The organism is Streptomyces sp. NPDC017991, from assembly GCF_044328075.1.
Classification (GTDB): domain Bacteria; phylum Actinomycetota; class Actinomycetes; order Streptomycetales; family Streptomycetaceae; genus Streptomyces.
Map to the genome: position 1 here is coordinate 75,125 of NZ_JBIRGP010000007.1, position 26,510 is coordinate 101,634.

At 70.3% G+C, this 26,510-nt stretch carries 24 protein-coding genes; 7 read left to right on the forward strand and 17 right to left on the reverse strand.

Annotated features, from left to right (window positions below; translation table 11 throughout):
• Nucleotide 1: 1 nt before the first annotated feature.
• Nucleotides 2-436, reverse strand: a complete 435-nt coding sequence (locus ACH4DZ_RS21455) for a DUF948 domain-containing protein (protein ID WP_398288818.1) — start codon at nucleotides 434-436, stop codon at nucleotides 2-4.
• A gap of 161 nt (nucleotides 437-597) precedes the next feature.
• Here ACH4DZ_RS21455 and ACH4DZ_RS21460 point away from each other — a divergent pair, with 161 nt between their 5' ends.
• Entirely contained in the window at nucleotides 598-2,784 is a 2,187-nt protein-coding gene (locus tag ACH4DZ_RS21460; protein WP_398288820.1) for an ATP-binding protein, read from the forward strand.
• Nucleotides 2,785-2,829: 45 nt separating this feature from the next.
• Here ACH4DZ_RS21460 and rpsD read toward each other — a convergent pair whose 3' ends face one another.
• The 3 genes from rpsD to ACH4DZ_RS21475 form a co-directional block, all read right to left on the reverse strand.
• Nucleotides 2,830-3,444, reverse strand: coding sequence for a 30S ribosomal protein S4 (gene rpsD / locus ACH4DZ_RS21465; protein ID WP_055614429.1), 615 nt, complete (start codon nucleotides 3,442-3,444; stop codon nucleotides 2,830-2,832).
• A 341-nt stretch (nucleotides 3,445-3,785) separates the two neighbouring features.
• Nucleotides 3,786-5,141, reverse strand: coding sequence for a replication-associated recombination protein A (locus ACH4DZ_RS21470; RefSeq protein WP_398288821.1), 1,356 nt, complete (start codon nucleotides 5,139-5,141; stop codon nucleotides 3,786-3,788).
• Nucleotides 5,142-5,225: 84 nt separating this feature from the next.
• A complete protein-coding gene (locus ACH4DZ_RS21475) occupies nucleotides 5,226-5,864 on the reverse strand; it encodes a vitamin K epoxide reductase family protein (RefSeq protein WP_398288822.1) in 639 nt (212 codons plus the stop codon).
• A gap of 139 nt (nucleotides 5,865-6,003) precedes the next feature.
• On the opposite strand from ACH4DZ_RS21475, the gene ACH4DZ_RS21480 reads away from it, so the two are divergent.
• Genes ACH4DZ_RS21480 through ACH4DZ_RS21495 form a run of 4 tightly spaced genes read left to right on the forward strand, consistent with a single transcriptional unit; the run spans nucleotide 6,004 to nucleotide 9,567 of the window.
• Complete coding sequence (locus ACH4DZ_RS21480) at nucleotides 6,004-6,870, forward strand: ABC transporter ATP-binding protein (RefSeq protein WP_398288823.1); 867 nt, start codon at nucleotides 6,004-6,006, stop codon at nucleotides 6,868-6,870.
• Nucleotides 6,867-7,715: an ABC transporter permease gene (locus ACH4DZ_RS21485; protein WP_398288824.1), complete on the forward strand. Its 849-nt coding sequence runs from the start codon at nucleotides 6,867-6,869 to the stop codon at nucleotides 7,713-7,715. Before ACH4DZ_RS21480 ends, ACH4DZ_RS21485 begins: the two co-directional genes overlap by 4 nt.
• Nucleotides 7,712-8,947 carry a sensor histidine kinase gene (locus tag ACH4DZ_RS21490; RefSeq protein ID WP_398289214.1) on the forward strand — a complete coding sequence of 412 codons (1,236 nt, stop codon included), beginning with the start codon at nucleotides 7,712-7,714 and terminating at the stop codon, nucleotides 8,945-8,947. The genes ACH4DZ_RS21485 and ACH4DZ_RS21490 overlap by 4 nt, the downstream gene beginning before the upstream one ends.
• Nucleotides 8,944-9,567 carry a response regulator gene (locus tag ACH4DZ_RS21495; protein ID WP_398288827.1) on the forward strand — a complete coding sequence of 208 codons (624 nt, stop codon included), beginning with the start codon at nucleotides 8,944-8,946 and terminating at the stop codon, nucleotides 9,565-9,567. Before ACH4DZ_RS21490 ends, ACH4DZ_RS21495 begins: the two co-directional genes overlap by 4 nt.
• Before the next feature lie 167 nt (nucleotides 9,568-9,734).
• Here ACH4DZ_RS21495 and hisS read toward each other — a convergent pair whose 3' ends face one another.
• Both hisS and ACH4DZ_RS21505 read right to left on the reverse strand, forming a co-directional pair.
• A complete protein-coding gene (hisS, locus tag ACH4DZ_RS21500; protein ID WP_398288828.1) occupies nucleotides 9,735-10,997 on the reverse strand; it encodes a histidine--tRNA ligase in 1,263 nt (420 codons plus the stop codon).
• A gap of 13 nt (nucleotides 10,998-11,010) precedes the next feature.
• Nucleotides 11,011-11,727 (reverse strand): MBL fold metallo-hydrolase, encoded by a 717-nt coding sequence (locus tag ACH4DZ_RS21505; RefSeq protein WP_398288830.1) that lies wholly within the window; start codon nucleotides 11,725-11,727, stop codon nucleotides 11,011-11,013.
• 181 nt (nucleotides 11,728-11,908) lie between these two features.
• Between ACH4DZ_RS21505 and ACH4DZ_RS21510 the strand changes: the two genes are divergently transcribed.
• Both ACH4DZ_RS21510 and ACH4DZ_RS21515 read left to right on the forward strand, forming a co-directional pair.
• Nucleotides 11,909-12,748: a peptidylprolyl isomerase gene (locus ACH4DZ_RS21510; RefSeq protein WP_398288831.1), complete on the forward strand. Its 840-nt coding sequence runs from the start codon at nucleotides 11,909-11,911 to the stop codon at nucleotides 12,746-12,748.
• Between the two features lie 135 nt (nucleotides 12,749-12,883).
• On the forward strand, nucleotides 12,884-14,113 hold the full coding sequence (locus tag ACH4DZ_RS21515) for a DUF349 domain-containing protein (protein ID WP_398288832.1): 1,230 nt from the start codon (nucleotides 12,884-12,886) through the stop codon (nucleotides 14,111-14,113).
• Nucleotides 14,114-14,271: 158 nt separating this feature from the next.
• Here the strand turns inward: ACH4DZ_RS21515 and ACH4DZ_RS21520 are convergent, their stop codons facing one another.
• The 11 genes from ACH4DZ_RS21520 to pdxS form a co-directional block, all read right to left on the reverse strand.
• On the reverse strand, nucleotides 14,272-16,866 hold the full coding sequence (locus ACH4DZ_RS21520) for a RelA/SpoT family protein (protein WP_398288833.1): 2,595 nt from the start codon (nucleotides 16,864-16,866) through the stop codon (nucleotides 14,272-14,274).
• Between the two features lie 229 nt (nucleotides 16,867-17,095).
• The gene (locus ACH4DZ_RS21525) at nucleotides 17,096-17,644 is read right to left on the reverse strand and encodes an adenine phosphoribosyltransferase (protein ID WP_398288834.1); all 549 of its coding nucleotides are present in this window, start codon (nucleotides 17,642-17,644) and stop codon (nucleotides 17,096-17,098) included.
• Nucleotides 17,641-18,771: a protein translocase subunit SecF gene (gene secF, locus ACH4DZ_RS21530; RefSeq protein ID WP_398288835.1), complete on the reverse strand. Its 1,131-nt coding sequence runs from the start codon at nucleotides 18,769-18,771 to the stop codon at nucleotides 17,641-17,643. Before secF ends, ACH4DZ_RS21525 begins: the two co-directional genes overlap by 4 nt.
• A gap of 1 nt (nucleotide 18,772) precedes the next feature.
• Nucleotides 18,773-20,527: a protein translocase subunit SecD gene (gene secD, locus ACH4DZ_RS21535; RefSeq protein WP_398288836.1), complete on the reverse strand. Its 1,755-nt coding sequence runs from the start codon at nucleotides 20,525-20,527 to the stop codon at nucleotides 18,773-18,775.
• A gap of 138 nt (nucleotides 20,528-20,665) precedes the next feature.
• A complete protein-coding gene (yajC, locus tag ACH4DZ_RS21540) occupies nucleotides 20,666-21,199 on the reverse strand; it encodes a preprotein translocase subunit YajC (RefSeq protein ID WP_398288837.1) in 534 nt (177 codons plus the stop codon).
• Nucleotides 21,200-21,363: 164 nt separating this feature from the next.
• The gene (gene ruvB, locus ACH4DZ_RS21545) at nucleotides 21,364-22,434 is read right to left on the reverse strand and encodes a Holliday junction branch migration DNA helicase RuvB (protein WP_398288839.1); all 1,071 of its coding nucleotides are present in this window, start codon (nucleotides 22,432-22,434) and stop codon (nucleotides 21,364-21,366) included.
• Nucleotides 22,435-22,605: 171 nt separating this feature from the next.
• The gene (gene ruvA / locus ACH4DZ_RS21550; protein ID WP_398288841.1) at nucleotides 22,606-23,217 is read right to left on the reverse strand and encodes a Holliday junction branch migration protein RuvA; all 612 of its coding nucleotides are present in this window, start codon (nucleotides 23,215-23,217) and stop codon (nucleotides 22,606-22,608) included.
• Nucleotides 23,214-23,759 carry a crossover junction endodeoxyribonuclease RuvC gene (gene ruvC, locus ACH4DZ_RS21555; RefSeq protein WP_398288842.1) on the reverse strand — a complete coding sequence of 182 codons (546 nt, stop codon included), beginning with the start codon at nucleotides 23,757-23,759 and terminating at the stop codon, nucleotides 23,214-23,216. Before ruvC ends, ruvA begins: the two co-directional genes overlap by 4 nt.
• 224 nt (nucleotides 23,760-23,983) lie before the next feature.
• Complete coding sequence (locus ACH4DZ_RS21560) at nucleotides 23,984-24,736, reverse strand: YebC/PmpR family DNA-binding transcriptional regulator (RefSeq protein ID WP_398288843.1); 753 nt, start codon at nucleotides 24,734-24,736, stop codon at nucleotides 23,984-23,986.
• A gap of 76 nt (nucleotides 24,737-24,812) precedes the next feature.
• A complete protein-coding gene (gene pdxT / locus ACH4DZ_RS21565) occupies nucleotides 24,813-25,418 on the reverse strand; it encodes a pyridoxal 5'-phosphate synthase glutaminase subunit PdxT (RefSeq protein ID WP_398288845.1) in 606 nt (201 codons plus the stop codon).
• 101 nt (nucleotides 25,419-25,519) lie between these two features.
• On the reverse strand, nucleotides 25,520-26,443 hold the full coding sequence (gene pdxS, locus ACH4DZ_RS21570) for a pyridoxal 5'-phosphate synthase lyase subunit PdxS (protein WP_398288846.1): 924 nt from the start codon (nucleotides 26,441-26,443) through the stop codon (nucleotides 25,520-25,522).
• Nucleotides 26,444-26,510: the final 67 nt, after the last annotated feature.

Here is a 26,510-nt window from a genome sequence, read left to right on the forward strand (position 1 = left end):
GTCAGTCCTTCTTCCGCTTTCCCCGTCGCGCCGACGGGACGGTGCGGCCCACGATCACGGTGCGTCGCGTGGGCTTGGCGGGCTCGTCCTCGCGGCGGCCGCCCATGGCCCGGCGTACGCCGTAGCCGAACGCCGCCACCTTCACCAGCGGGCCGCCGAAGGTCGAGGCGACGGTCGAGGAGAGCGCCGAGGCGTTCGACGTGACCTCCTGGACGTCCGCGGCGATGGCGTCGACCCGCTCGATCTGGCTCTGCGCGGAGCGCACGGCCGCGGAGGCGTCCGCGAGGAGCGGGACCGTCTGTTCGGTCACGTCCGCGACGAGCTTGGTGGTCGCCCTGAGCGTCTGGGCCAGCCTCGCGAGTGCCACCGCGAGGAAGGAGACCAGGATCGCCCAGAAGACGGCCACCAGGATCCCGGCCACCTCACCACCGGACACTGCGCACCCGCTCCCTGAACTCGTGCCTCACCATCGAAAAGTCGTCCTCCGACCCTATCGCGCCGGCGCCGCGGCTCCGTACCGGATTACCGCCCGCCACCACCGGGGTTCGCGCGAAGCGATTGTACGGAGTGCGCATGGGTGGGTACGCTCCGTTGCCCATGCGGTCTTCTCAGGGTTCTCGGCCCTCCGGCGCGGGGGCGGGCGGTCACCGGGGCGGCAATCTGCCCCTGGAGCTCAACGCGTTCGTGGGCCGCGCGGCCGAACTGACGCGACTGGACGCGGCCCTCGGCGCCGCGCGGCTGGTCACGGTGACGGGCCCGGGCGGGGTGGGCAAGTCGCGGCTGGCGGCGCGCGCGGCGGCCCGGCTCCGGCCGGACGACGGGGTGTGGCGGGTGGAACTGGCCGAGCTGCGCGAGCCGGAACTCGTCGAGTACGCGGTCGTGGAGGCGCTGGGCCTGACGGATCACACCTCGCGACCGCCGCGGCAGGTCCTGCTCGACCATCTCGCGGAGCGGCGGCTCCTGCTCGTGCTCGACGGGTTCGAGCATCTGGTCGACGCGTGCGCGGCGCTGGTCGGTGAGCTGCTGCGGCGCGCGGCCGGCCTGCGGGTGCTGGCCGTGGGGCGCAGGCCGCTCTCGGTGGAGGGCGAGCAGGTGTTCCCGCTGGCGCCGCTGACCGGGCCGGAGGCGGCCGAGCTGTTCGCGGACCGCGCCGCCGCCGGCACGCCGGGTTTCGCGCTGGACGACGGCAACCGCGCGGACGTCCACGAGATCTGCCGGCGGCTCGACGGGGTCCCGCTCGCCGTGGAGCTGGCCGCGGGACGGCTGCGGGCCCTCTCCCCCGCTCAGTTGCTAGCCCGGCTCGACGACCGTTTCCGGCTGCTCACGGGCGGTGGGCGCGACACGCTGCCGCGCCATCGGACGCTGCGTACGGCGATCGGCTGGAGCCATGAACTGTGCACACCGCAGGAGCGGCTGATGTGGGCGCGGCTGTCGGTGTTCGCCGGGCAGTTCGACCTGGAGTCCGTGGAGTACGTGTGCGGGGGCGGCGGGCTGCGTCCCGACAACATCCTCGACGTCCTCCACGAGTTGCTGGCCCAGTCGGTGATCACCCGCGAGGACACGCCGGCGGGGGTGCGCTACCGGATGCTGGACACGGTCCGGGCCTACGGCGCGGACTGGCTGGAGGCCACCGACGACGGGGACCGGCTGCGGCGGCGGCACCGCGACTGGTTCACGGGGCTCGCGACCTGGGGCGAGCTGGACTGGTTCTCGCCCCGGCAGCGTGAGGTGGCCGCGCGGGTGGAGGCGGAGCTGCCGAATCTGCGCCGCGCCCTGGAGCACTGTCTGAGCGAGCCGGACGACGGGCATCTGGGGCAGTACCTGGCGGGGACCCTCTGGTTCTACTGGGTGGGCTGCGGGCGGCTGTCGGAGGGGCGGCACTGGCTGGAGCGCAGTCTGGACCTGGACACCGAGCACGAGCGCTCGCGGCTGAAGGCGCTGTGGGTGCTCGGCCATGTGGCGGTCCTCCAGGGCGACACCGTGCCCGCGTTCGCCGCGCTCGGCGAGTGCCGTCGGACGGCGGAACTCGCCGGCAACCGCACCGCGCTGGCCTACGCCGAGCACCGCACCGGCTGTCTGGCCCTGGTCACCGACGACATGCCCCGCGCGCAGACCCTGCTGCGTTCGGCGCTCGACCGCTATCACGAGATCGGCGAGCTGAACAGCAACGTCCTGATGGCGCAGGTGGAGCTGGCGATGGCGCTGGCCTTCCAGGGCGATCTGCCGGGCGCGGTACGGCTGTGCGAGGAGGTGCGCCGGGTCTGCGTGGACCACGGGGAGCGCTGGTCGCTGGCGTACGCGCTGTACGTACTGGCGTACGCGGCCCGGACCGAGGGTGATCTGCCGGGCGCCCGGCGACTGTTGACGGAGTGCCTGGACATCACCCATGCCTTCCACGACCTGCTCGGCACGGTCCTGGCCGTGGAGCTGCTCGCGCTGGTCACCGCGGCCGAGGGCGACGCCGCCGAGGCGGCGGTGCTCCAGGGCTCCGCCTCCCGGATGTGGCCGTCGGTGGGCCTGCCGCTGTTCGGTTCGGCCTACTACAACGCCCCGCACGAGCAGTGCGAGGCCATGGCCCGGGAGCGGCTGGGCGACGATCGGTACGAGGAGTGCGTACGGGCCGGGGCGCGGCTGGGGCGGCAGGCGGCGGTGGGGCGGGCGCTCGGCCGCACCCGGCCGGAGGCGCTCGGTACGTCTGCCGCGCCGCTTGACATCCCGGCACTCCCGGACATGCGAGAACCCGCCGCCTCGCCCACCCGCAAGGGTGGGGAGACGACGGGCTGATGCTCTGAGAGCAGGCGCGAGGCCGGTGGTGCTGGGTACGCCTGATCAGCGGGCGTAGTACTCGACGACGAGCTGCTCGTCGCAGATCACCGGGATCTCCTTGCGGTTCGGCTCGCGGTCCAGGCGGAACGCCAGGGCGCCGAGGTTCACCTGGAGGTAGCGCGGGGTCTCACCGTCGGGGGCGAACCCACCGGCACGGGCGACCTCGAACAGCGTCTTGCTGCGGCTGCGCTCGCGGACCATCACGACGTCGTCCGGCTTGACGCGGAAGGACGGCTTGTCGACCTTGCCGCCGTTGACCTCGATGTGGCCGTGCACGACCATCTGGCGGGCCTGGTAGATCGTGCGGGCGATGCCCGAACGCAGAACCAGGGCGTCGAGACGACGCTCCAGCTCGATGACCAGGGCCTCACCGGTCTTGCCCTGCGTCTTGGCGGCACGCTCGTAGGCGCGGACGAGCTGACGCTCGGACACGTCGTACTGCGCGCGCAGACGCTGCTTCTCCAGCAGACGGACCTTGTAGTCCGAGTTCTGCTTGCGGCCACGGCCGTGCTCGCCGGGCGGGTAGGGGCGGGCCTCGAAGTACTTGACGGCCTTCGGGGTCAGCGCGATGCCGAGGGCACGCGACTTCTTGACCTTGGGGCGGGACTGGTTCGGCATGAACCAAACACCTCGTGATTTCTGATGTGAATACGGCTTCACCAGTGGTTAGGGGAGGTCGCATCCGCAGCCAGGGAAACCCTTCGGGTCCGTCACGGACCTGCTGGGCAGCCGCTCCCTGAGCTGGGCACATGTGCAGCACGCGAGTGGCCCACCGACCGTTTCCCGGGATTCCGAGAGGGTGGTGGGCTGCCCGCGACACCTTCGACGGTGCGCGACGCTCCTGGATTCCTCACCCGGAGGTGAGGGCTCCGGCTGCATGTCCCGTTCTGGTGGTGCCGACTTCCTCGTTGAAGGAGGCCGGACACGGGACGCAGCGCTTCGGAGAGTCTACAGGGCGATCAGGACCGCCCTCGACCGAGGTGTTTCCTGGTCCACTCCACCGCGTCCGCGTAGCGCGCCTCGGCGCCGTGCCGGGTCGGGGTGTAGTACTCCCGGTCCTTGAGCTCCTCGGGCGCGTACTGCTGGGCGGCGATGCCCTCGGGCAGGTCGTGCGGATACACGTACCCCTGCGCGTGGCCGAGCTTGGCCGCGCCCTTGTAGTGCCCGTCCCGCAGATGCATCGGCACGGGACCCGCGTGGCCCTTGCGCACGTCCTCCATGGCGGCGCCGATCGCCGTCGTCGCGGCGTTCGACTTCGGGGCCAGGGCGAGGGCGATGGTGGCGTGGCTGAGGGTGAGCGCGGCCTCCGGGAAGCCGATCATGGCGACGGCCTGGGCCGCCGCGACCGCCGTCGGCAGCGCGTTCGGATCGGCCAGGCCGATGTCCTCGCTGGCGGAGATCATCAGGCGACGGGCGATGAACCGGGGGTCCTCGCCGGCCTCGATCATCCGGGCCAGGTAGTGCAGCGCCGCGTCGACGTCCGAGCCCCTGATCGACTTGATCAGGGCGCTGGCCACGTCGTAGTGCTGGTCGCCGTCGCGGTCGTACTTCACCGCGGCCCGGTCGACGGTCTCCTCCAGGGTCTGGAGGGTGATCCCGGCGTCCTTCTTGTCGAGTGCCGCCCCGGCGGCGGCCTCCAGGGCGGTGAGGGCACGCCGGGCGTCGCCGCCGGCGATCCTCAGCAGGTGCTCCTCACTGTCCGTGGGGAGGGTGAGCGCCCCCTTGAGGCCGCGCTCGTCGGTGAGCGCCCGGCGCAGCAGCCCGCGCAGGTCGTCGTCCGTGAGCGGTTCGAGGGTGAGCAGGAGCGAGCGGGACAGCAGCGGGGAGATGATCGAGAAGTACGGGTTCTCCGTGGTCGCCGCGATCAGCGTCACCCAGCGGTTCTCGACGGCCGGGAGCAGGGAGTCCTGCTGGGCCTTGCTGAAGCGGTGGATCTCGTCGAGGAAGAGGACGGTCTCCTTGCCGTAGCCCCCGGTGGCACGGCGGGCCCCCTCGATGACCGCGCGGACCTCCTTGACGCCCGCGGTGATCGCGGAGAGCTCCACGAAGCGCTTGTTCGTCGCCTTGGAGACCACGTACGCGAGGGTCGTCTTGCCGGTGCCGGGCGGGCCCCAGAGGATCACCGAGGAGGGTCCGGCCGGGCCGCCGCCGCCCTCGCCGACGAGTCTGCGCAGCGGCGAGCCCGGCTTCAGCAGATGCTGCTGGCCCTCGACCTCGTCGAGGGTGCGCGGGCGCATCCGGACGGCCAGGGGACTGCCGGAGGGGTCCTTCTCCTGGCGTTCTTCGGCTGCGGCGGTAAACAGGTCGGGCTCCACATCCGGAACCCTATGCCACGCCACTGACAACGCGGCCCGGCCCTTGCCCCGCAAGGGATCCGCCCGGGTCCGTCGGCTGGTGCGTCAGCTGGTCCAGAAGTCCCACCAGCGCGTCAGGATCAGCATGCCGATGATCCCGATGTGCAGGACCGGCAGCACCCAGGCGAACTCGCCGAAGAACCCCTTGAGCCAGCCGGGCGCGGGCAGGAAGCCGTGCCGGACGTTGTGCGCGGTCACGGACCAGAACATCACGATGGTCGCGACCCAGGCGAGGCAGCACCACAGGCACAGCGAGTTGATGTTGTACAGCGACTGGTACTGCAGCCAGGTCACGAATCCGACGCCGAACAACGTGCCCGCGTTGAAGGTCAGCCAGTACCAGCGCGGGTAGGTCGCCCGCCCGAGCAGGCTCACGCCGACGGCGATCACGATGCCGTACGCCACGAGGCCCATCATCGGGTTGGGGAACCCGAAGACGGAGGCCTGGTCGCTCTTCATGATGTTGCCGCAGGAGACGACCGGGTTCAGGCTGCAGCCCGGCGTGAAGCCCGGGTCCTCAAGGAGCTTGAACTTGTCGATGGTGATGACCCAGGAGGCCAGCAGCCCGGCCGCGCCCGTGATCATCAGCACAAGGGCGAGGAACCGGCCGCCGCCCACGGTCCGTGGGACTCCCGCGGCTCCCTGGTCGGTGGAGACGCCTTCCCTGACTGTCGTCTTGCTCATCACGCCGTTTCCGTAGCTTGAGAGGACCTTCCGGGCACGGTCATTGTGCCGCACACGCGCGGGTGTCCACCGTTCGATGGACATAAGGAAGTACGTGCGGTCGTCCCGGAACGCTCGCTTCGGCGGGACGCTCGTTCGCATGACAGCACACGCGAACGAACTCGCGGTCGACGTACGGGGGCTGCGCAAGCGGTACGGCGGCATCACCGCCGTCGACGGCATCGATCTCGGTATCCGGCGGGGCGAGGTGTTCGGCCTGCTCGGACCCAACGGCGCGGGCAAGAGCACCACGGTGGAGATCCTTCAGGGCAACCGTTCCCGCGACGCGGGCGAGGTCTCGGTGCTCGGCACGGATCCGGTGAACGCCACGCGCGCGTGGCGCTCGCGGGTCGGCATCGTCTGGCAGGACGAATCCGCGCCCGCCGAGTTGACGGTGGGCGAAACGGTCCGCCATTTCGCCCGCTACTACCCGAAGCCGCGCGACCCGGCGGAGGTCATCGGCCTGGTGGGCCTGGAAGGGAAGACGGGCAGCCGCATCAAGGCGCTCTCGGGCGGCCAGCGGCGCCGGCTCGATGTGGCGCTCGGGGTGATCGGCGGTCCCGACCTGCTGCTCCTGGACGAGCCCACGACCGGATTCGACCCGGCGGCCCGGCGGCAGTTCTGGGAGCTGATCCGCAGGCTCGCGGACGAGGGCACGACGATCCTGCTGACCACGCACTATCTGGAGGAGGCGGAGGCGCTCGCGGACCGGCTCGCGGTGATCGCGCGCGGGCTGGTCGTGGCCGAGGGCGAACCCGCGGAGCTGCGCGACCGGTTCGGGACCGAGGCCGTCGTCGAGTGGACGGAGTCCGACGGCTCTCCCCGCACGGAACGCACCGGGACGCCCACGCGTACGGTCGCCGAACTCATGCGCCGCTTCGACGGGGAGATCCCGGGGCTGCGGGTGGCCCGCCCGACCCTGGAGGACGTCTATCTGCGGCTCACGGGGCTGGAGGACGCGCGATGACCACGGCCACGGCACGGGTGCGTACGAAAGAGAGCGGCACGCGGCGGCTCCCGGCGGCCTGGCTGCTCGGATGCCACCGGGGCGCCCTGGAGATCAAGCAGTTCTTCCGACTGCGCGACCAGGTGGTCTTCACCTTCGCCTTCCCCATCGTGTTCCTCTTCCTGTTCGCGTCGATCTTCAGCGACGACGTGACGGGCGCGGGCGTCACCGCCTCGCAGCTGTACGTGCCTGCGATGATGGCCGCCGGCATCATGACCACCAGCTTCCAGTCGCTCGGCATCTCGATCGCGATCGAGCGGGACGAGAAGGTGCTGCGCCGGCTGCGCGGCACTCCGATGCCGCCGGCCGCGTACTTCGTCGGCAAGATCTGGCTGGTTCTCGTCACCGGCTTCCTGGAGACGGTCGTCCTGCTCGTCGTGGGCATCACGTTCTACGGCGTGGAGCTGCCCTCGGACACCATGAGGTGGCTGGACTTCGGCTGGATCTTCCTGCTGGGCCTGACGGCGTGCGCCCTGCTGGGCATCGCGATCAGCTCGGTCCCGAAGACCGGTAGGAGCGCCACTTCCGTGGTCGTACTGCCCTTCCTGGTGCTGCAGTTCATCTCCGGGGTCTACATCTCCATCGACACCATCCCGGGCTGGATGCTCGACATCAGCGCGGTGTTCCCGCTGAAGTGGATGTGCCAGGGGCTGCGGGGCGTGTTCCTGCCGGAGTCGGCGCAGGTCCTGGAGCAGGCGGGGAACTGGGAGTTCGGTCGGATCGCTCTGGTGCTCGGGGCGTGGTGCGTCGGAGGATTGCTGCTGTGCCTGCTGACCTTCCGCTGGAAGAACCGCCGCGACGGATGAACGGCCTCTCCGTGGACCACGGCGACGGCGCCTACACCTGGGCCCGTTCCTTCCGGCTCTGGGACTCGTACTTCGCCGTGGTGTGGGCGGCCACCCTGGTGTTCGTGCTCGGCACGGACTTCCCGGGGTGGCACACCCGTGCCGTCGCCGCGGCCCTGCTCGTCCCGCTGAGCCCCTGGTACGTACTGGTGGGCCGCCCGGTCCTCAGGAGCGAACCCCCCGACGAGCGGCGGGCCCTCGACTACCTCGCCGGATGCCTGGCGCTGTTCCTCCCCTCGGCGATCCTGGTCGGGGAGACCCGTCTGATGACCTTCGCGCTCGTCCCGCCGTGCTTCATGGCGCTGCGCCTGCGCCGGGCGCTGGCCGCGGTGGTCGTCATCAACCTCGCGCCGGTGGTGGGCTGGGCGCTGCTGTGGTGGCCCGGTGACCACGCCGTCTTCTTCAACTCGATGTTCGCCGTGGTCACCCTCGCCTTCTCGGCGGCCGTCGGCAGCTGGATCATCCGGGTCATCGAGCAGAGCCAGGACCGGGCCACGCTGATCGCCGAGTTGGACGCCAGTCGTCACGAGCTGTCGCGGCTCTCGGCCGCGCACGGCGCGCTGGCCGAGCGGGAGCGCCTCTCCCGCGAGATCCACGACACACTCGCGCAGGGCTTCACGAGTCTGCTGATGCTCACGCAGGCCGTCGAGGCGGAGCTGGACCGCTCCGATGTGGCGCGGGCCCGCCGGCATCTGGCCCTGATGGAGGGGACCGCACGCCAGAACCTCGCCGAGGCGCGGGCCCTGGTCACCGGCGGCACACCCGCCGACCTCGACGGGGCGTCGCTGCCCGACGCGCTGCGCCGGCTCGCGGCCCGGCACGAGGCGTCGGTGACCGTGTCCGGTACCGTGCGCGCGCTGCCCGCCGCGGCGGAGGTCGTCATCCTGCGCGCCTGCCAGGAGGCGCTGTCCAACGCCCGTAAGCACGCGGGGAGTTCGGCCGCGGTCGACATCGAGCTGAGCTACTCCTCGGAAGAACTCTCGGTGCGGGTGGGCGACGACGGGTGCGGCTTCGACCCCTCCCTGCCGTCCGGTGGTTACGGGCTCGTGGGGCTGCGGGCGCGGGCCGCCGCGGTGGGCGGGGCGACGATGGTCCGCAGCGCACCCGGCGAGGGCACGACCGTCACGGTCGGGCTTCCCGTACCGGTCATGCCACTCGCACCACTCGCACCGCTTGAAGGGGGTACCCCGTGATCCGGATCGTCCTCGCCGACGATCATCCCGTCGTGCGCGAGGGGCTGCGCGCGATGCTCAGCGCCGAACCCGATCTGGACGTCGTGGCCGACGCCTCCAGCGGGCCCCGGGCGGAGGCTTTGGCCGCGGAACTCCGGCCGGACATCGTGCTGATGGACCTGCGGATGCCCGGCGGCGGGGGCGTCGACTCGATCCTCCGGATGACCGAGGCGGGGCTGCCGTGCCGGATCGTGGTGCTCACCACCTACGAGACCGACCGTGACATCCTGCGGGCCGTCGAGGCCGGGGCCGCGGGTTATCTGCTCAAGGATCTGCCGCGGGGGGAACTGGCGGACGCGGTACGGGCCGCAGCTCGCGGGGAGACGGTACTGGCGCCCTCGGTCGCCGCGCGGCTGGTGGACCAGCTGCGTACGAAGCCGGAGCGGCCTCGGTTGTCCGCGCGGGAGGTAGCGGTGCTGCGGCTGGTCTCCGACGGGTGCACGAACGCCGAGATCGGGCGGCGCTTGTTCATCGGGGAGTCGACGGTGAAGACGCATCTGCTGCGGGCGTTCGGAAAGCTGGGGGTCGATGACCGGACGGCGGCGGTGACGAGCGCGATGCGGTTCGGTTTGCTGGAGTGAGTCCTCCGCCGCCCCGTCCCTGGGGCTGCGCCCCAGACCCCCTGTCGCGCTTGCGCGCTCGTCCTCGAACGCCGGACGGGCTGAAGATGTCCGCCCGTCCGGCGACACTTCAGCCCGTCCGGCGTTCGAGGACACGGGGGTTCGGGGGCAGCGCCCCCGAGAATGCCTCAGCTCAGCCTGGACTCCAGCTCGGCCACGATCTCGTTGACACCGACGGCCACCTGCTCACCGGACTCCATGTCCTTGAGCTGGACGACCCCCTCGGAGAGGTCCCGCTCACCGGCGACGACGGTGTAACGGGCGCCGCTGCGGTTCGCGTTCTTCATGGCGCCCTTCAAGCCCTTCCCCCCGTACGAGAAGTCCGCGGCGACCCCGTTGCGGCGCAGCTCGGTCACCACACCGAACAGCACCCGCCGCGCCTCGTCCCCGAGCGGCACCGCGAACACACTGGTGGAGGAGGGGAGTTGGAGCGTGACACCCTCGGCCTCAAGCGCGAGGACCGTGCGGTCGACGCCCAGCGCCCAGCCGACGGACGGCAGCGCGGGCCCGCCGATCATCTCGGAGAGGCCGTCGTAACGCCCGCCACCCCCCACCGCGGACTGCGAGCCGAGGCCGTCGTGCACGAACTCGAAGGTCGTCCGGGTGTAGTAGTCGAGCCCCCGGACCAGCTTCGCGTCGTCCTCGTAGGAGACGCCCGCGGCCGTGATCAGCTCGCGCACCTCCTCGTGGTACGCCTTGCAGGCGTCGCAGAGGTAGTCCCGCAGGAGCGGCGCCCCGACCAGCTGCTTCTGGACGTCGTCCCGCTTGTCGTCGAGGACCCGCAGCGGGTTGATGTCGGCGCGGCGCAGGGTCTCCTCGTCCAGGTCGAGTCCTCGCAGGAAGTCCTGGAGCGCCGCGCGGTAGACGGGCCGGCACTCCTTGTCGCCCAGCGAGTTGAGCAGGATCCGGAACTCGCGCAGCCCGAGCGAGCGGTACGCCTGGTCGGCCAGGATGATCAGCTCGGCGTCCAGGGCCGGGTCCTCCGCGCCGATGGCTTCCGCGCCGACCTGGGAGAAGTGCCTGTACCGGCCCTTCTGCGGGCGCTCGTAGCGGTAGTAGGAGCCCGAGTACCAGAGCTTGAGGGGGAGGTTGCCGAGCTTGTGGAGGTTGGCCTCCAGGGCGGCCCGCAGCACGGAGGCCGTGCCCTCGGGGCGCAGCGCCAACCGGTCTCCGCCCTTGGTCTCGAAGGCGTACATCTCCTTGGTCACGATGTCGGTGGACTCACCGACCCCGCGCGCGAACAGCTCGACGCTCTCGAAGCCGGGCGTCTCGATGTATCCGTAACCGGAGTCGCGCAGCGGAGCGGCGATCGCCTCGCGCACCGCGAGGTACTTCGCGCTGTCCGGCGGGATCAGGTCGTACGTGCCCTTGGGGGCCTTGAAGGTGCTCACGGGAATTCTCTCGTCACATTCCTCGTCGCGGGGCGGATTTCGGGTCCGCTCCCTGGCCGGCCGCCGCCACCTGCCGCAGATACGGGTTGGTGGCGCGCTCCTGGCCGATGGTCGTCTGGGCGCCGTGGCCGGACAGCACCACGGTCGAGTCGTCGAGCGGCAGGCACACACGTGCCAGCGAGCCGAGCATCTCGTCCATGTCGCCGCCGGGCAGGTCGGTACGTCCGATGGAGCCGGCGAAGAGCAGATCCCCGGAGAAGAACACGGACGGGACCTCCGTGTTCCCGGGCATCCGGAACGTCACCGACCCCTTCGTATGGCCGGGCGCGTGCGCGACCGAGAAGTCGAGGCCGGCGAGGGTCAGCGCGGCGCCGTCCGTCAGTTCCCGCACGTCGTCCGGTTCGCCGACCGTCAGCTCGCCCATCAGCGGCATGCCGATGGAGCGGCCGAGTGCCCGCTCCGGGTCGCTCATCATGTACCGGTCCTCGGGGTGGATCCACGCCGGTACGTCATGCGCTCCGCACACGGGGACCACCGAGGCGACATGGTCGATGTGGCCGTGCGTGAGGACGACGGCGACGGGCTTGAGCCGATGCTTGGCGAGCGCTTCCTCGACTCCCGGGGCGGCCTGGTGGCCCGGGTCGATGATCACGCACTCCTCACCGGCGGCGGGGGCGACCAGATAACAGTTGGTGCCCCAGGCCCCGGCGGGGAACCCGGCAATGAGCACGTTCGTCCTTCGGTATGCCGTACGGAATGTCGCACGGGGGATGGCTTCGCTGCGGTTCAGAGCCTACCGGCGCTGCCGGAACCACAGCGAACCCATATACGGTACGGGGCACACGCAGGCGGTCGGCTCACGAGACCCACGCGTCCCACCTGACGTACGAGACGCATGAGGAGATAACCCGGTGGTCACCCAGGAACAGCGGCGGCGTCAGCTCGCCCGGGAGAAGTTCTTGCGGCAACAGCAGCGGCGTACGTCCGCTCGGCGCAAGGCCCACGCTCGTAACGCGGTGATCGCGTCGGTACTCGGCGTGATCGTCGTCGGCAGCGTGGTGTCGTACGCGACCGGGGTCTTCAAGAAGGACGACGACGACAAGTCGAACGCCGCCGCGGAGGCCACCCCGAGCGCCTCCCCCAGCAAGGCCCCGGACCCCTGTGACAAGGCCGCCGCGGGCAAGGTGAAGTCGCTGACCTACAAGAAGGAGCCGGCGATCACCATCGACAAGTCGGCGGACTACACGATGAAGCTGCAGACGACCTGCGGCGCGATAGACATCGACATGCCGGCCTCGAAGGCCCCGCACACCGTGAACTCGTTCAGCTTCCTCACGGGCAAGGGCTATCTGGACCACACCAAGTGCCACCGTCTGACGACGAACGGCATCTACGTGCTCCAGTGCGGCGACCCGCAGGGCACCGGCATGGGCGGTCCCGGCTACACCATTCCCGACGAGAACCTCAAGGACAAGCGCCTCAAGGGCAATGTGTACCCGGCGGGCACGGTGGCGATGGCCAACCAGTACAACGCGCAGACGAAGGAAGGCCGCGACAGCGGCGGCAGCCAGTTCTTCCTCGTCTACCAGGACAGTCAGTTGCCGGCCAACTACACACCGTTCGGCACGATTTCCGAATCGGGCATGAAGGTGATGAAGAAGATCGCGGCCGCCGGCGAGGCCACCGGCCAGGGCGACGGCGCACCCAACGCGACGGTCGTGATCGACAAGGCGACCGTGACGAAATCCTGACCGCAGGCAGCGAAACTTCGGTCGCGCGGGATGCGGACAGCCGCCCCGCCGGTCGCCTATGTTGGCCGTGACGAAACTGTGGACGATGCCCGGGGGCAATGCCGCCCCACGCAGGCATCATGTGGAGGAGGCGCTGTGAGCAGCGACCCGTGGGGCCGCGTCGACGAGACGGGCACCGTGTACGTGCGTACCACCGACGGCGAGCAGGTCGTCGGTTCCTGGCAGGCCGGTACTCCCGACGAGGCACTGGCCTACTTCGAGCGCAAGTACGAGGGCCTGGTCGTGGAGATCGGCCTCCTCGAACGACGGGTGAAGACGACCGACCTGTCCTCGAAGGACGCCCAGGTCGCCATCGCCCACATCCGCGAACAGGTGGACGCCCACCACGCGGTCGGGGATCTGGACGCGCTGAAGGTCCGGTTGGACAAGCTCGTCGAGACGGTCGACGCCCGTCGTGAGGAGCGCAAGGCGCAGCGGGCGAAGCAGTCCGACGAGGCCCGGCACTCCAAGGAGGCGCTGGTCGTCGAGGCGGAGGAGCTGGCCCAGTCCGACCAGTGGCGGGCCGCCGGTGAGCGGCTGCGCGCGCTCGTGGACACCTGGAAGGGCCTGCCCAGGCTCGACCGGAAGTCCGACGACGAGCTGTGGCACCGCTTCTCGCACGCGCGCTCGGCGTTCTCCAAGCGGCGCAAGGCGCACTTCGCGTCGCTGGACGCGCAGCGGGAGGATGCCCGCAAGACCAAGGAGAAGCTGGTCGCGGAGGCCGAGTCGCTCTCGGCCTCGGCCGACTGGGGTCCGACGGCGGCCCGTTACCGCGAGCTGATGGCGGACTGGAAGGCCGCGGGCCGCGCCCAGCGCGAGCACGAGGACGACCTGTGGAACCGCTTCCGCGGCGCCCAGGACGTGTTCTTCGCGGCGCGCAGCTCGGTCTTCGCCGAGCGGGACGCGGAGCAGACGGAGAACCTGAAGCTCAAGGAGGAGCTGGCCGAGGAGGCCGAGAAGCTCGTCCCGGTGCAGGACCTGAAGGCGGCCCGGGCCGCTTTCCGCTCGATCAACGAGCGCTGGGAGGCCATCGGCCATGTGCCGCGGGACGCCCGCCCGAAGGTCGAGGGGCGGATGCACGCGGTGGAGCGGGCTCTTCAGGACTCCGAGGAGACCGAGTGGCGCCGGACGAACCCGGAGGCACGCGCGCGTGCGGAGGGTCTGACCGGACAGCTGCAGGCGGCCGTGGACAAGCTCCAGGGGCAGATCGAGACGGCTCGCTCCGCGGGGAACAACGCGAAGGCCGACAAGCTCCAGCGGGAGCTTGATGGGCGTCAGGCGCTGTTGGAGCAGGCGCTCAAGGGGCTGCACGAGTTCGGCGGATAGCTCCGCCGGGGCGCTCCGCCGGGGGCCGGTTCTTGTCTGGGGTGCGTTGTGGCCGGTCGCGCAGTTCCCCGCGCCCCTTCGGGGGCGCTGCCCAACCGACACAGGAGGGGCTCCCGTACGAATCTGTACGGGAGCCCCTCCTGTGTCGTGTCCGGCTGTCAGGCCTCTGAGGGTCTGCGGGCCGATGTCACGCGGTAGACGTCGTACACGCCCTCCACTCCCCTGACCGCCTTCAGGACGTGGCCCAGGTGTTTGGGGTCGCCCATCTCGAAGGTGAAACGGGAGGTGGCCACCCGGTCGCGGGACGTCTGGACGGCCGCGGACAGGATGTTGACGTGCTGGTCGGACAGGATCCTCGTGACGTCCGACAGGAGCCGTGAGCGGTCCAGCGCCTCGACCTGGATGGCGACCAGGAAGACCGAGGACTGGGTGGGGGCCCACTCGACCTCCAGGATGCGCTCGGGCTCACGGGACAGCGAGTCGACGTTGACGCAGTCGGTGCGGTGGACCGACACCCCGCTGCCGCGCGTCACGAAGCCCATGATCGGGTCGCCGGGAACGGGCGTACAACAGCGGGCCAGCTTCACCCACACGTCGTCGACGCCCTTGACGACGACACCCGGGTCGGCGTTGGAGCGGCGCTTGCGGCCACGGCCGCGCGCGGGCGGGACGCTCTCGTCGATCTCCTCGGAGGCGGCCTCCTCGCCGCCGAGCGCCTGGACGAGCTTCTGCACGACGCCCTGCGCGGCCACATGGCCTTCGCCGATCGCCGCGTACAGGGACGAGATGTCGGGGTAGCGCATCTCGTGCGCGAGCGTGACCAGCGAGTCCCCGGTGAGGATGCGCTGGATCGGCAGGTTCTGCTTGCGCATGGCCCGCGCGATGGCGTCCTTGCCCTGCTCTATGGCCTCGTCGCGGCGCTCCTTGGAGAACCAGGCGCGGATCTTGTTGCGGGCGCGGGGCGACTTGACGAAGCCCAGCCAGTCCCGCGACGGTCCGGCGCCGGACGCCTTGGAGGTGAAGACCTCCACCAGGTCGCCGTTGTCGAGGGTCGACTCCAGCGGTACGAGGCGTCCGTTGACGCGTGCTCCTATGGTGCGGTGGCCCACCTCCGTGTGCACCGCGTAGGAGAAGTCCACGGGTGTGGCGCCGGCCGGCAGCGCTATCACGTCGCCCTTCGGCGTGAAGACGAAGACCTCGTTGCGCGAGAGGTCGAAGCGCAGGGACTCCAGGAACTCCCCCGGGTCCTCGGTCTCCTTCTGCCAGTCGAGGAGCTGGCGCAGCCACGCCATGTCGTTGAGGTGGTCGTCCTTGCCGGTGGTCCGCGGCTGGTCGGAGCGCACCTTGGAGGCGCCGGCGACGGCCTCCTGCTTGTACTTCCAGTGGGCGGCGATGCCGTACTCGGCGCGGCGGTGCATGTCGAACGTACGGATCTGGAGTTCGACCGGCTTCCCGTTGGGGCCGATCACCGTCGTGTGCAGCGACTGGTACATGTTGAACTTGGGCATCGCGATGTAGTCCTTGAACCGCCCCGGAACCGGGTTCCAGCGGGCGTGGACGGTGCCCAGTGCCGCGTAGCAGTCGCGGACCGTGTCGACGAGGACGCGGATGCCCACCAGGTCGTAGATCTCCGCGAAGTCACGGCCGCGGACGATCATCTTCTGGTAGACGCTGTAGTAGTGCTTCGGGCGGCCGGTGACGGTCGCCTTGATGCGGGCCGCGCGCAGGTCGGACTGGACCTCGTCGGTCACTATGGCGAGGTATTCGTCGCGCTTCGGGGCGCGCTCGGCGACCAGGCGCACGATCTCGTCGTACATCTTGGGGTAGAGGATCGCGAAGGCGAGGTCCTCCAGCTCCCACTTGATGGTGTTCATGCCCAGGCGGTGGGCGAGCGGCGCGTAGATCTCCAGGGTCTCGCGCGCCTTCTTCTCCTGCTTCTCGCGCTTGAGGTAGCGCATGGTGCGCATGTTGTGCAGGCGGTCGGCGAGCTTGATGACCAGGACGCGCGGGTCCTTGGCCATGGCGACGACCATCTTGCGGACGGTCTCGGCCTGCGCGGCCTCGCCGAACTTGACCTTGTCGAGCTTGGTGACGCCGTCGACGAGCAGGGCGACCTGGTCGCCGAAGTCCTTGCGGAGGGTGTCGAGCCCGTACTCGGTGTCCTCGACCGTGTCGTGCAGGAGTCCCGCCATCAGCGTGGCCGGGTCCATGCCCAGCTCGGCGAGGATCGTCGTCACCGCGAGCGGGTGCGTGATGTACGGGTCGCCGCTCTTGCGCTTCTGGCCGCGGTGCCAGCGCTCGGCGACCTGGTAGGCGCTCTCGACCTGGCGCAGCGTGGCCGTCTCGATCTTCGGGTCGTTGCTGCGCACTATCCGCAGCAGCGGCTCCAGGACCGGGTTGTACGGGTTCGAACGCTGGACGCCGAGACGGGCGAGCCGGGCCCGTACACGGTTGGAGGAGCCGCCGGAGCGCGCGGGCTGACCGACGGCGGGCCGGGCGGCGGACGCGGGGCGGGCCGCGGGCGGGGAGGTCTGGCGCTCGGGAGCCGCCGCCGGCTCGGGGCGTGGCTGATCGGCCGCCTTGCCCGTGGCGGCCTGGGTGGCCTCGGTGGCCGACCCGTTCTTCGCGGGTGCGGGGGCGGGCGCGGGTGCCGCGGACGTGCCCGCGGGCGCCGCGGGCTGGTCGGGCTTGGCGGCCGGTGGTACCCCCGGGCGTTCGGCCCTGGGGGCGAGTGGCTGGGCCTCGTCTGGCAAGAGGGCTCCTCGTGCGCGATCCGGGTCCCCGGTCAGGCTCCGGAAACCCCATGGTAGCGATCCTGGGCTCGGGTCTCGCCTTCGGCCGGTGGGACGGCCTTCCACAAGAGAAACGCGAGAGGCGGGTCCCGGATTCCTCCGGGACCCGCCTGCGCGGTGTCCTGCGGGGTTCTGAGCTGTGTCGGACGGGGGGCCGCCCGGGTTGCCGGGCGGTCGGTCGTCCGGTCGCTCAGACCGTGAGCAGTGCCTCCAGCGGGGCACCGTCCAGAGCGGGCTCCAGACGGGCACGGCCGCCCAGGAAACCCAGCTCCATGAGAACGGCCACCCCGGCGACCTCGGCGCCCGCCCTGCGGATCAGCCGGAGCGAGGCCTCGGCGGTGCCACCGGTGGCGAGGACGTCGTCGACGACCAGGACACGGTCGCCCGGCACGAGGTCCTCGGCGTGCACCTCGATCTCGGCGGAGCCGTACTCCAGGTCGTACGTCTGGCCGAGGGTCGCTCCGGGGAGCTTGCCGGCCTTGCGTACGGGGATGAAGCCCAGTTTGGCGAGGACCGCCACCGGGGCGCCCAGGATGAAGCCGCGGGCCTCCAGGCCGACGATCTTCGTGGCGCCGTTGCGGACAGCGATCTCCGCCAGGGCCTCGGTGAGCGCCGTGAACGCCGCCGGGTCCGCCAGGAGCGGGGTGATGTCCTTGAACATCACGCCCGGCTCCGGGTAGTCAGGCACGTCACGGATGCGGCTGAGCAGCAGCGCCGTGGTGTCTGCGAGTCCGGTCATCGGCGCTTGCCCGAGGGGCGGCCGCGGCCCCTGCCCCGGGACGACGGCTGGGCGCGCTGGGCACGGGGTCCGACGACCGCGGGGGTCGCTTCGTCGTCGGGCTCCTCGTCGTCGTACGAGCGCTCGACGACCGGGGTCTCCAGGGACTCGCCCTTCGCCGCGGCGGCGGCCCGCTTGGCCAGGATGCGCTTCCTCAGTGCCTTTATCTGCGGCTCGCGCTCCTTGAAGTCGGCGACGAGCGGCGTGGCGATGAAGATCGAGGAGTACGCGCCGGCGGCGAGGCCGACGAACAGCGACAGCGAGATGTCGTTGAGCATGCCCGCGCCGAGGACACCGCCACCGATGAACAGCAGGCCCGCCACCGGGAGCAGCGCGACCACCGTGGTGTTGATCGAACGCACCAGGGTGCCGTTGATCGAGCGGTCGGCGATCTCGCTGTAGGTCCAGCGGGTCTGTTTGGTGATGTCCTTCGTCTGTTCCTTGAGGCTGTCGAAGACGACCACCGTGTCGTACAGCGAGTAACCGAGGATCGTGAGCAGACCGATCACGGTGCCCGGGGTGACTTCGAAGCCGACGAGCGCGTAGACACCGACCGTGATGGTGATGTCGTGGATGAGCGCCACGAGCGCGGCAGCGGCCATGCGCCACTCGAAGGCGATGGCCAGATAGATCACGACGAGGACCATGAAGATCGCCAGGCCCTGCCAGGCCTTGTTGGCGACCTGATCACCCCAACTGGGGCCGACCAGATCGGCGTTGATCTTCTCCGAGTCGACCTTCAGGTCCTCGGCGAGGGTCTTCTTGATCTGGTCGGACTTGCCGGTGTCGACGCCGGCGACCTGGATGCGCAGTCCGCCGTTGCCGAGCTTCTGGACGATCGCGTCGTGGCCGGAGGCCTCTTCCGCGTACGTCTCGGCCTGGCTCACCGAGACGCTGGTGCGCTCGGTGGTGAAGACGGCGCCGCCCTGGAACTCGATGCCCATGTTCAGACCGCGCACCGCGAGGCCGAGGATCGCCGTGATGGTGATCAGGATCGAGACGCCGTACCAGATCTTGCGCTTGCCGACGAAGTCGTAGCCGATCTCACCGCGGTGGAGCCGGGCGCCGAGGGTGCCGAGTTTCGACATCTCACGCCTCCTTCGTGTCGACGGGGGCGGACGCACGACGGGTGCGGCGCAGCGGCGGCTGCACGCCCAGTCGCTTCGGGTCGAGGCCGGACCAGCTGTGGCCCTCCGCGAAGAACTTCTTGCGGGCCAGGATCGTCATCAGCGGCTTGGTGAAGAAGAAGACGACCACCACGTCGAGCAGGGTGGTCAGCCCCAGGGTGAAGGCGAAGCCCTGGACCTTGCCGACGGTGACCACGAAGAGCACGGCGGCGGCGAGGAACGACACGAAGTCGGAGACCAGGATGGTGCGCCGGGCGCGCGGCCAGGCACGCTCGACCGCGGGGCGCATCGAGCGGCCTTCGCGGATCTCGTCACGGATGCGTTCGAAGAACACGATGAACGAGTCCGCCGTGATGCCGATCGCGACGATGGCGCCACAGACCGCGGGCAGGTTCAGCGCGAAGCCGATGGTCGGGCCGAGCAGCGCCATGATCACGTAGGTCATGACCGCGGAGACCAGCAGCGAGGCGATGGCGATGAGCGACAGACCCCGGTAGTAGAGCACCAGGTAGATGATGACCAGGGCCAGGCCGATGGCGCCGGCGATCAGACCGGCCTCCAGCTGCTCCCCGCCGAGCGCGGCGGTGACGGTGGTGACGCTCGCCTCGGTGAAGGTGAGCGGCAGCGCGCCGTACGACAGCATGTTGGCGAGGTCCTGGGCCTCCTGCTGGTCGAAGCTGCCGGAGATCTCCGCGGTGCCGCCGGTCAGCGCCTGGCTGACGTACGGGTCGGAGACGACCTCACCGTCGAGGACGATGGCGAACTGGTTCTGCGGGGACTGGTTCTGCGCCAGCTTGCCCGTGATGCTCGCGAACTTCTTGCCGCCCTTGCCGGTGAAGTCCATGGTGACTTTCCAGCCCGCGGCACCCTGGGTGTCGAACACGGCCGAGGCCTTGTCGACGTCCGTGCCCTCGACCTCGGCCGGGCCGAGGATGTACTTCTGCCACTGGCCCTGCGAGTTCTGGCCGCAGGCCACGGTCGGGTCGCCGGCCTTGACGCCGTCACCGGCCTTGGCGCGGACCGTCTTCTTGCTGCAGTCCAGCGCGGTGTACTGCGCCTGGAGCTTCGCGGTCGCCGGGTCGGTGCTCGCGGAGGCGGACGGCGAGGCGGACGCGTCGGCGGAGGAGCTCCCGCCGCTCGCCGAGGGAGTGGGGTCGGCCTTCAGCGCGTCGGTGACCGCCCGGCCCTGCGAGGTGGCGGAGGCGGAGGGCGACGAGGACGAGGTGGCCTTCTCGCTCTCCTCGGCCGAGGCCGAAGGGCTCGCGGAGGAGCTGCCGGACGCGCTCGGGGACGGGGTCGCGGCGTCGGCGCCGGAGACCTCGGTGACCAGCACGGGACGGAAGTAGAGCTTGGCGGTGGTGCCGACCTGTTCCCGGGCCTGCTCGGAGTTCGTACCCTTGGGGATGTTGACGATGATGTTGCTGTCGCCCTGGGTCTGCACCTCCGCTTCGCTGACGCCCAGACCGTTGACACGACGGTTCATGATGTCGACCGCGGTGTCCATGTTGGTCTTGTTGATCGCGTTCTTCTGACCGGGCTCGTTCTTCGCCTGGAGCGTGATGCTCGTACCGCCGGCGAGGTCGATGCCCAGTCGCGGTGTCGTGTGCCCGGAGGCGAACATGCCGCCGGTGAGCGCCACGATGGCGATCAGGATCAGGGCCAAGGTGCGCCCCGGCCTGCCCTGGGTGCCCTGTCGGCCCTTCTTAGGTGCTGCCACCTTCTTGTTCTCCCTCTTCGTCCGCCCGGTCACTCGGTACCTTCGCGGACGGGCATCGAATGGTGTGGAGGTTCCGCGCGAAGCCGGACGTCCGGGTCGCGGCGCGCGAGCGGCGCACTCCGCGGTCCCCGGTCGTGGCTACTTCGTGTCGGACTCGCCGTCGGACTTCTTCAGCTCTGCGGCGTCGGTCTTCTTCGGCTCGGCGACGGCGGACTCGTCGGCGGGCTCGGCAACGGGCTCGACGGTCGGCTCGGCGACCGGCTCGTCGGCCACGTCCTTCTTGCCGAGGTCGATGTGCTTGCCGTCGGAGACGTCGGCGGACTCGTCCGTCTCGGTGAGGGAGGAGGCGTCGTCCGGCACGACCGACTCGTCGGACTTCAGGTCGTGCTCGATGCCGTGGACGATGCGGTTGTACTCGTCGTCGCCGAGGACCGCGCCGATGGCGTTCTTCGCGAAGAGCAGGTCGACGCCCGGGCCCGCGTCAAGAAGGACCGTCTCCTCGTTGACCTCCTTCACCGTCGCGTACATGCCACCGATCGTGCGGACGCCGGTGCCGGGCTGCATGTCGTTGCGCATCTGCGCGGCCGCATTCTGCTTCTTCTTGGCCGACCGGGTCATCAGGAACATGGCCCCGATGAGCACGATGAACGGGAGGAGGGTCACGAGACTCACGGGACGGAACTTCCTTCATTCGACCGCGATGGTGAGCGGCCTGATGGATGGGGGTGTGTACGCCGTCGACAAGGGCGGCATCGGCGGAGTCTAAGCGAGTCCGCCGTCAAGGAACAACGCTCAGCATGGCACCGGGGTTCCTGACCTCGCGAGCCCCCTCGCCGTCACGCCCCGAACAGGTCCCCTTGTCCGTTTCCACCGGTTGACGACCGGGGCGGCGTGAGGCCCAGGTGAGCCCACGCGGCCGGTGTGGCGACGCGTCCACGGGGCGTACGGGCCAGCAGCCCCTCGCGTACGAGGAAGGGCTCGGCCACCTCTTCGACGGTCTCCCGCTCCTCCCCCACGGCCACGGCGAGCGTGGAGAGGCCGACGGGCCCGCCGCCGAAGAGCTTGATCAGGGCTTCGAGGACGCCCCGGTCGAGGCGGTCGAGGCCGCGGCTGTCCACTTCGTACACCGCGAGGGCGGCCCTGGAGATGTCCTGGTCGATGACGCCGTCGGCCTTGACCTGGGCGTAGTCGCGGACCCGGCGCAGCAGACGGTTGGCGATACGCGGTGTGCCCCGGGAGCGGCCGGCGATCTCGGCGGCCCCGTCCGTGTCGATCTCCACGTCGAGCAGGTGTGCGGAGCGGTGGATGACCCGCTCCAGCTCGGCCGGCTCGTAGAACTCCATGTGGGCGGTGAAGCCGAAGCGGTCGCGCAGCGGGGGCGGCAGCAGGCCCGCGCGCGTGGTGGCGCCGACGAGCGTGAAGGGCGGCAGTTCGAGGGGGATGGCGGTGGCGCCGGGGCCCTTGCCGACGATGACGTCGACGCGGAAGTCCTCCATCGCCATGTAGAGCATCTCCTCGGCGGGCCGCGACATGCGGTGGATCTCGTCGAGGAAGAGGACCTCACCCTCCTGGAGGGAGGAGAGGATCGCCGCGAGGTCGCCCGCGTGCTGGATGGCGGGGCCGCTGGTGATGCGGATCGGCGCTTCCATCTCGGCGGCGATGATCATCGAGAGGGTGGTCTTGCCCAGGCCGGGGGCGCCGGAGAGCAGCACGTGATCGGCGGTGGCGCCCCGCGCGCGGGCGGCGCGCAGGACGAGGTCGAGCTGCTCGCGCACCTTCTCCTGACCGATGAACTCACCGAGGTCCTTGGGCCGCAGAGCGGCCTCGACGGCCTGCTCCTCACCGTCGGTGGACGCGCCGACGAGCCGCTCGGCGTCGGCGTCGTCGGTCGTCTCGTCCCAGTTCATTCGGCGTGCCTCGCGGGGTAGTGGTTCCGGGTCGTACGGGTGGTTCCGGGTCGTACGGGTGAAAGTCTCTCCACGGGGGCGCGACCCGCAAGGGTTCGCCCCCGAAGAGGCGCGGGGAACTGCGCGACCAGCCACAGTGGACCCGCAGCTTCACGACAGCCTCCCGCGGGGTCAGCGAGCCCGGTTGAGCGTCTGAAGCGCGGCCTTCAACAACTGGCCGATCTGCGGCACCTCGCCGGAGGCGTCCGCCTGCGGCGCAACCGCGGAGACGGCTTCGTCGGCCTCCCGAGTCGCATACCCCAGCCCGATCAGCGCGGCATGCAACTGCTCCCGCCACCCCGCGGCGACGGGGCGTCCGATCGCCGCGCCCCCCGTACCGAGCGGCTCCCCGAGGCGGTCCTTGAGCTCAAGCAGCAGCTTCTGGGCACCCTTCTTGCCGATGCCAGGGACGGCGGTGAGCGCCTTCTCGTCCCCCGTGGACACCGCGCGGCGCAGGGCGTCCGGGCTGTGCACGGCGAGCATCGCCTGGGCCAGGCGCGGCCCCACCCCGCTCGCGGTCTGCAGCAGCACGAAGGTCTGGCGCTCGTCGTCGTCCACGAAGCCGTACAGCGTGAGCGAGTCCTCGCGGACGACCAGGGAGGTGGCGAGCCGGGCCTCCTTGCCCATGCGCAGCCCGGAGAGCGTGTTGGGGGCGCACTGGACGGCGATGCCGATACCGCCCACCTCGACCACCGCGGAGTCGGGGGCGAGGGCGGCGACCTTGCCGCTGACGAAGGCGATCATCGGGGGACCTTCCGGCTGGAGAGCTGGGCCCGGCGGTGCGCGGCCTGTGCCTGCTGGAGGCGGTTCACGGCCGGGGCACGCCAGATGTGACAGATGGCGAGGGCGAGGGCGTCGGCGGCGTCGGCCGGCTTGGGAGGCGCGTCGAGCCGCAGCAGCCGGGTGACCATGGCGCCGACCTGGGCCTTGTCGGCGCGGCCGTTGCCGGTCACGGCGGCCTTGACCTCGCTGGGGGTGTGCAGGGCGACGGGGATGCCGCGCCGGGCCGCACAGAGCATCGCGACGGCGCTGGCCTGGGCCGTGCCCATCACCGTACGGACGTTGTGCTGGCTGAACACCCGCTCCACGGCGACGCATTCGGGCCGGTGCTCGTCGAGCCACTGCTCGATGCCCTGCTCGATGGCGACGAGTCGCTGCCCCAACTCCGCGTCGGCGGGGGTGCGGACGACTCCGACGGCGATCATGGCGAGCGGCCGGCCCGCCACGCCCTCGACGACACCGACACCGCACCGGGTCAACCCGGGGTCGACGCCCAGTACCCGCACCCGGCCCCCTCCTTCGACTCATCGGCCCCACCCGGCCACCACCGGGGAGCTGCCCCCGATTCGTGCAGGTTATCGGGTGCCACCGACAACGCCCGCCAGCGACGCCCGACAGGAGGACGGGCCGGCGAGAGGACCGGCGGGCAACGGAACGGGCCGACGGGGTGTGTCCCGTCGGCCCGTTGAGCCCGTACCGCCCGTGGCGGGGTGACGCGCGGAGTGCGGTGTTACGCGTCGACCTTCTCCATGACCTCGTCGCTCACGTCGAAGTTGGCGAAGACGTTCTGCACGTCGTCGCTGTCCTCAAGGGCGTCGATGAGCTTGAAGATCTTGCGGGCGCCGTCCTCGTCCAGCTCGACCTGCATGGTCGGGACGAAGTTGGCGTCGGCGGAGTCGTAGTCGATGCCGGCCTCCTGGAGCGCGGTGCGCACCGCGACCAGGTCGGTGGCCTCGGAGAGGACCTCGAAGGACTCACCGAGGTCGTTGACCTCCTCGGCACCCGCGTCGAGCACGGCACCCAGGACGTCGTCCTCGGACAGCTCGCCCTTGGGGACGATGACGACGCCCTTGCGGTGGAACAGGTACGAGACGGAACCCGGGTCGGCCATGTTGCCGCCGTTGCGGGTCATGGCGACGCGTACGTCCGAGGCGGCGCGGTTGCGGTTGTCGGTGAGGCACTCGATGAGCACCGCGACACCGTTGGGGCCGTAGCCCTCGTACATGATCGTCTCGTAGTCGGCGCCACCGGCTTCGAGACCACCGCCGCGCTTGACCGCGGAGTCGATGTTCTTGTTCGGAACCGAGGACTTCTTGGCCTTCTGCACGGCGTCGTAAAGCGTCGGATTGCCGTCGAGGTCCACGCCGCCCATACGCGCCGCGACCTCGATGTTCTTGATCAGCTTCGCGAAGAGCTTGCCGCGCTTGGCGTCGATCACGGCCTTCTTGTGCTTCGTCGTGGCCCATTTAGAGTGGCCGGACATCTGCCTGTCTCCTTCGCGTAACCCAACCAGTACGAACTCCCGAGGCTTCGAGAGCCTGGGGGACCCCCAGATCCTACTAGGACGCCACTGTCCGGGTCGCGCGCACCATGTCGACGAAGAGACCGTGCACCCGGTGGTCGCCGGTCAGTTCCGGGTGGAACGACGTGGCGAGCGCGTTGCCCTGCCGCACGGCGACGATGTGACCGCCGTACTCGGCCAGTACCTCGGCCTCCGCGCCCACTGATTCCACCCAGGGGGCCCGGATGAAGAGTCCCTCCACGGCATCGCCCTCGATGCCCGTCACGTCGACCTTCGCCTCGAAGGATTCGTTCTGCCGTCCGAAGGCGTTGCGGCGCACGATCATGTCGATGCCGCCGATGGTCTCCTGGCCCGAGCGCGGGTCGAGGATCTTGTCGGCGAGCATGATCATGCCCGCGCAGCTGCCGTAGACGGGCAGGCCGTCCCGCACGCGCGCGCGGAGGGGCTCCATCAGGCCGAAGAGGACGGCCAGTTTGGAGATGGTGGTGGACTCACCGCCAGGGACGATCAGTCCGTCCACCTCGGCGAGTTCCTCGGGGCGCCGCACCGGCCTGGCCACGGCGTCCGCCGCGGCCAGGGCGATGAGGTGCTCCCGTACGTCGCCCTGGAGGGCCAGGACGCCTATGACGGGGGTGGTGCTCATCTACGGATTGCCTGCCTTGTGTGAAGGGGTGCCCTGGAGAGGATGGTTTCCGCCCGGACGACGTCTGCCGTCCGGAGGGCATCCACCGTCCGCGGGAATGGTCACCAGCCGCGGTTCGCGTAGCGCTCGGACTCGGGGAGGGTGTCGCAGTTGATGCCGACCATGGCCTCGCCCAGGTTGCGGGAGGCATCCGCGATGATCTTCGGGTCGTCGTAGAAGGTGGTGGCCTTCACGATGGCCGCGGCGCGCTTGGCCGGGTCACCGGACTTGAAGATGCCGGAGCCGACGAAGACACCCTCGGCACCGAGCTGGCGCATCAGAGCGGCGTCGGCGGGAGTGGCCACACCACCCGCGGAGAACAGCACGACCGGGAGCTTGCCCAGCTCGGCGACCTCCTTGACGATCTCGTACGGGGCGCGCAGCTCCTTGGCGGCGGCGTACAGCTCGTTGTTGTCGTAGCCGCGCAGCCGGGCGATCTCGTTCTTGATCTGGCGCAGGTGGCGCACGGCCTCGACGACGTTGCCGGTGCCGGCCTCGCCCTTGGAGCGGATCATGGCGGCGCCCTCGGCTATCCGGCGCAGGGCTTCGCCCAGGTTGGTGGCGCCACAGACGAAGGGGGTCGTGTAGGCCCACTTGTCGGAGTGGTTGACCTCGTCGGCGGGGGTGAGCACCTCGGACTCGTCGATGTAGTCGACGCCGAGGGACTGCAGGACCTGGGCCTCCACGAAGTGGCCGATGCGCGACTTGGCCATCACCGGGATCGAGACGGCCTCGATGATGCCCTCGATCATGTCCGGGTCGGACATGCGTGCCACGCCGCCGTCCTTGCGGATGTCGGCCGGGACCCGCTCCAGGGCCATGACGGCCACGGCGCCCGCGTCCTCGGCGATCTTCGCCTGCTCGGGCGTGACGACGTCCATGATCACGCCGCCCTTGAGCTGCTCGGCCATACCGCGCTTCACGCGCGCGGTGCCGGTGGCCGGGGTGTCGGTGGGCTGGGCGGGGTGGGAGAGCGTGCTGGACACGGGTTGACCTCACTCGGTGAAAGAGGGCTTCTGCAAACACCGAGGAAACGCCCGGGGACCAGGCCAC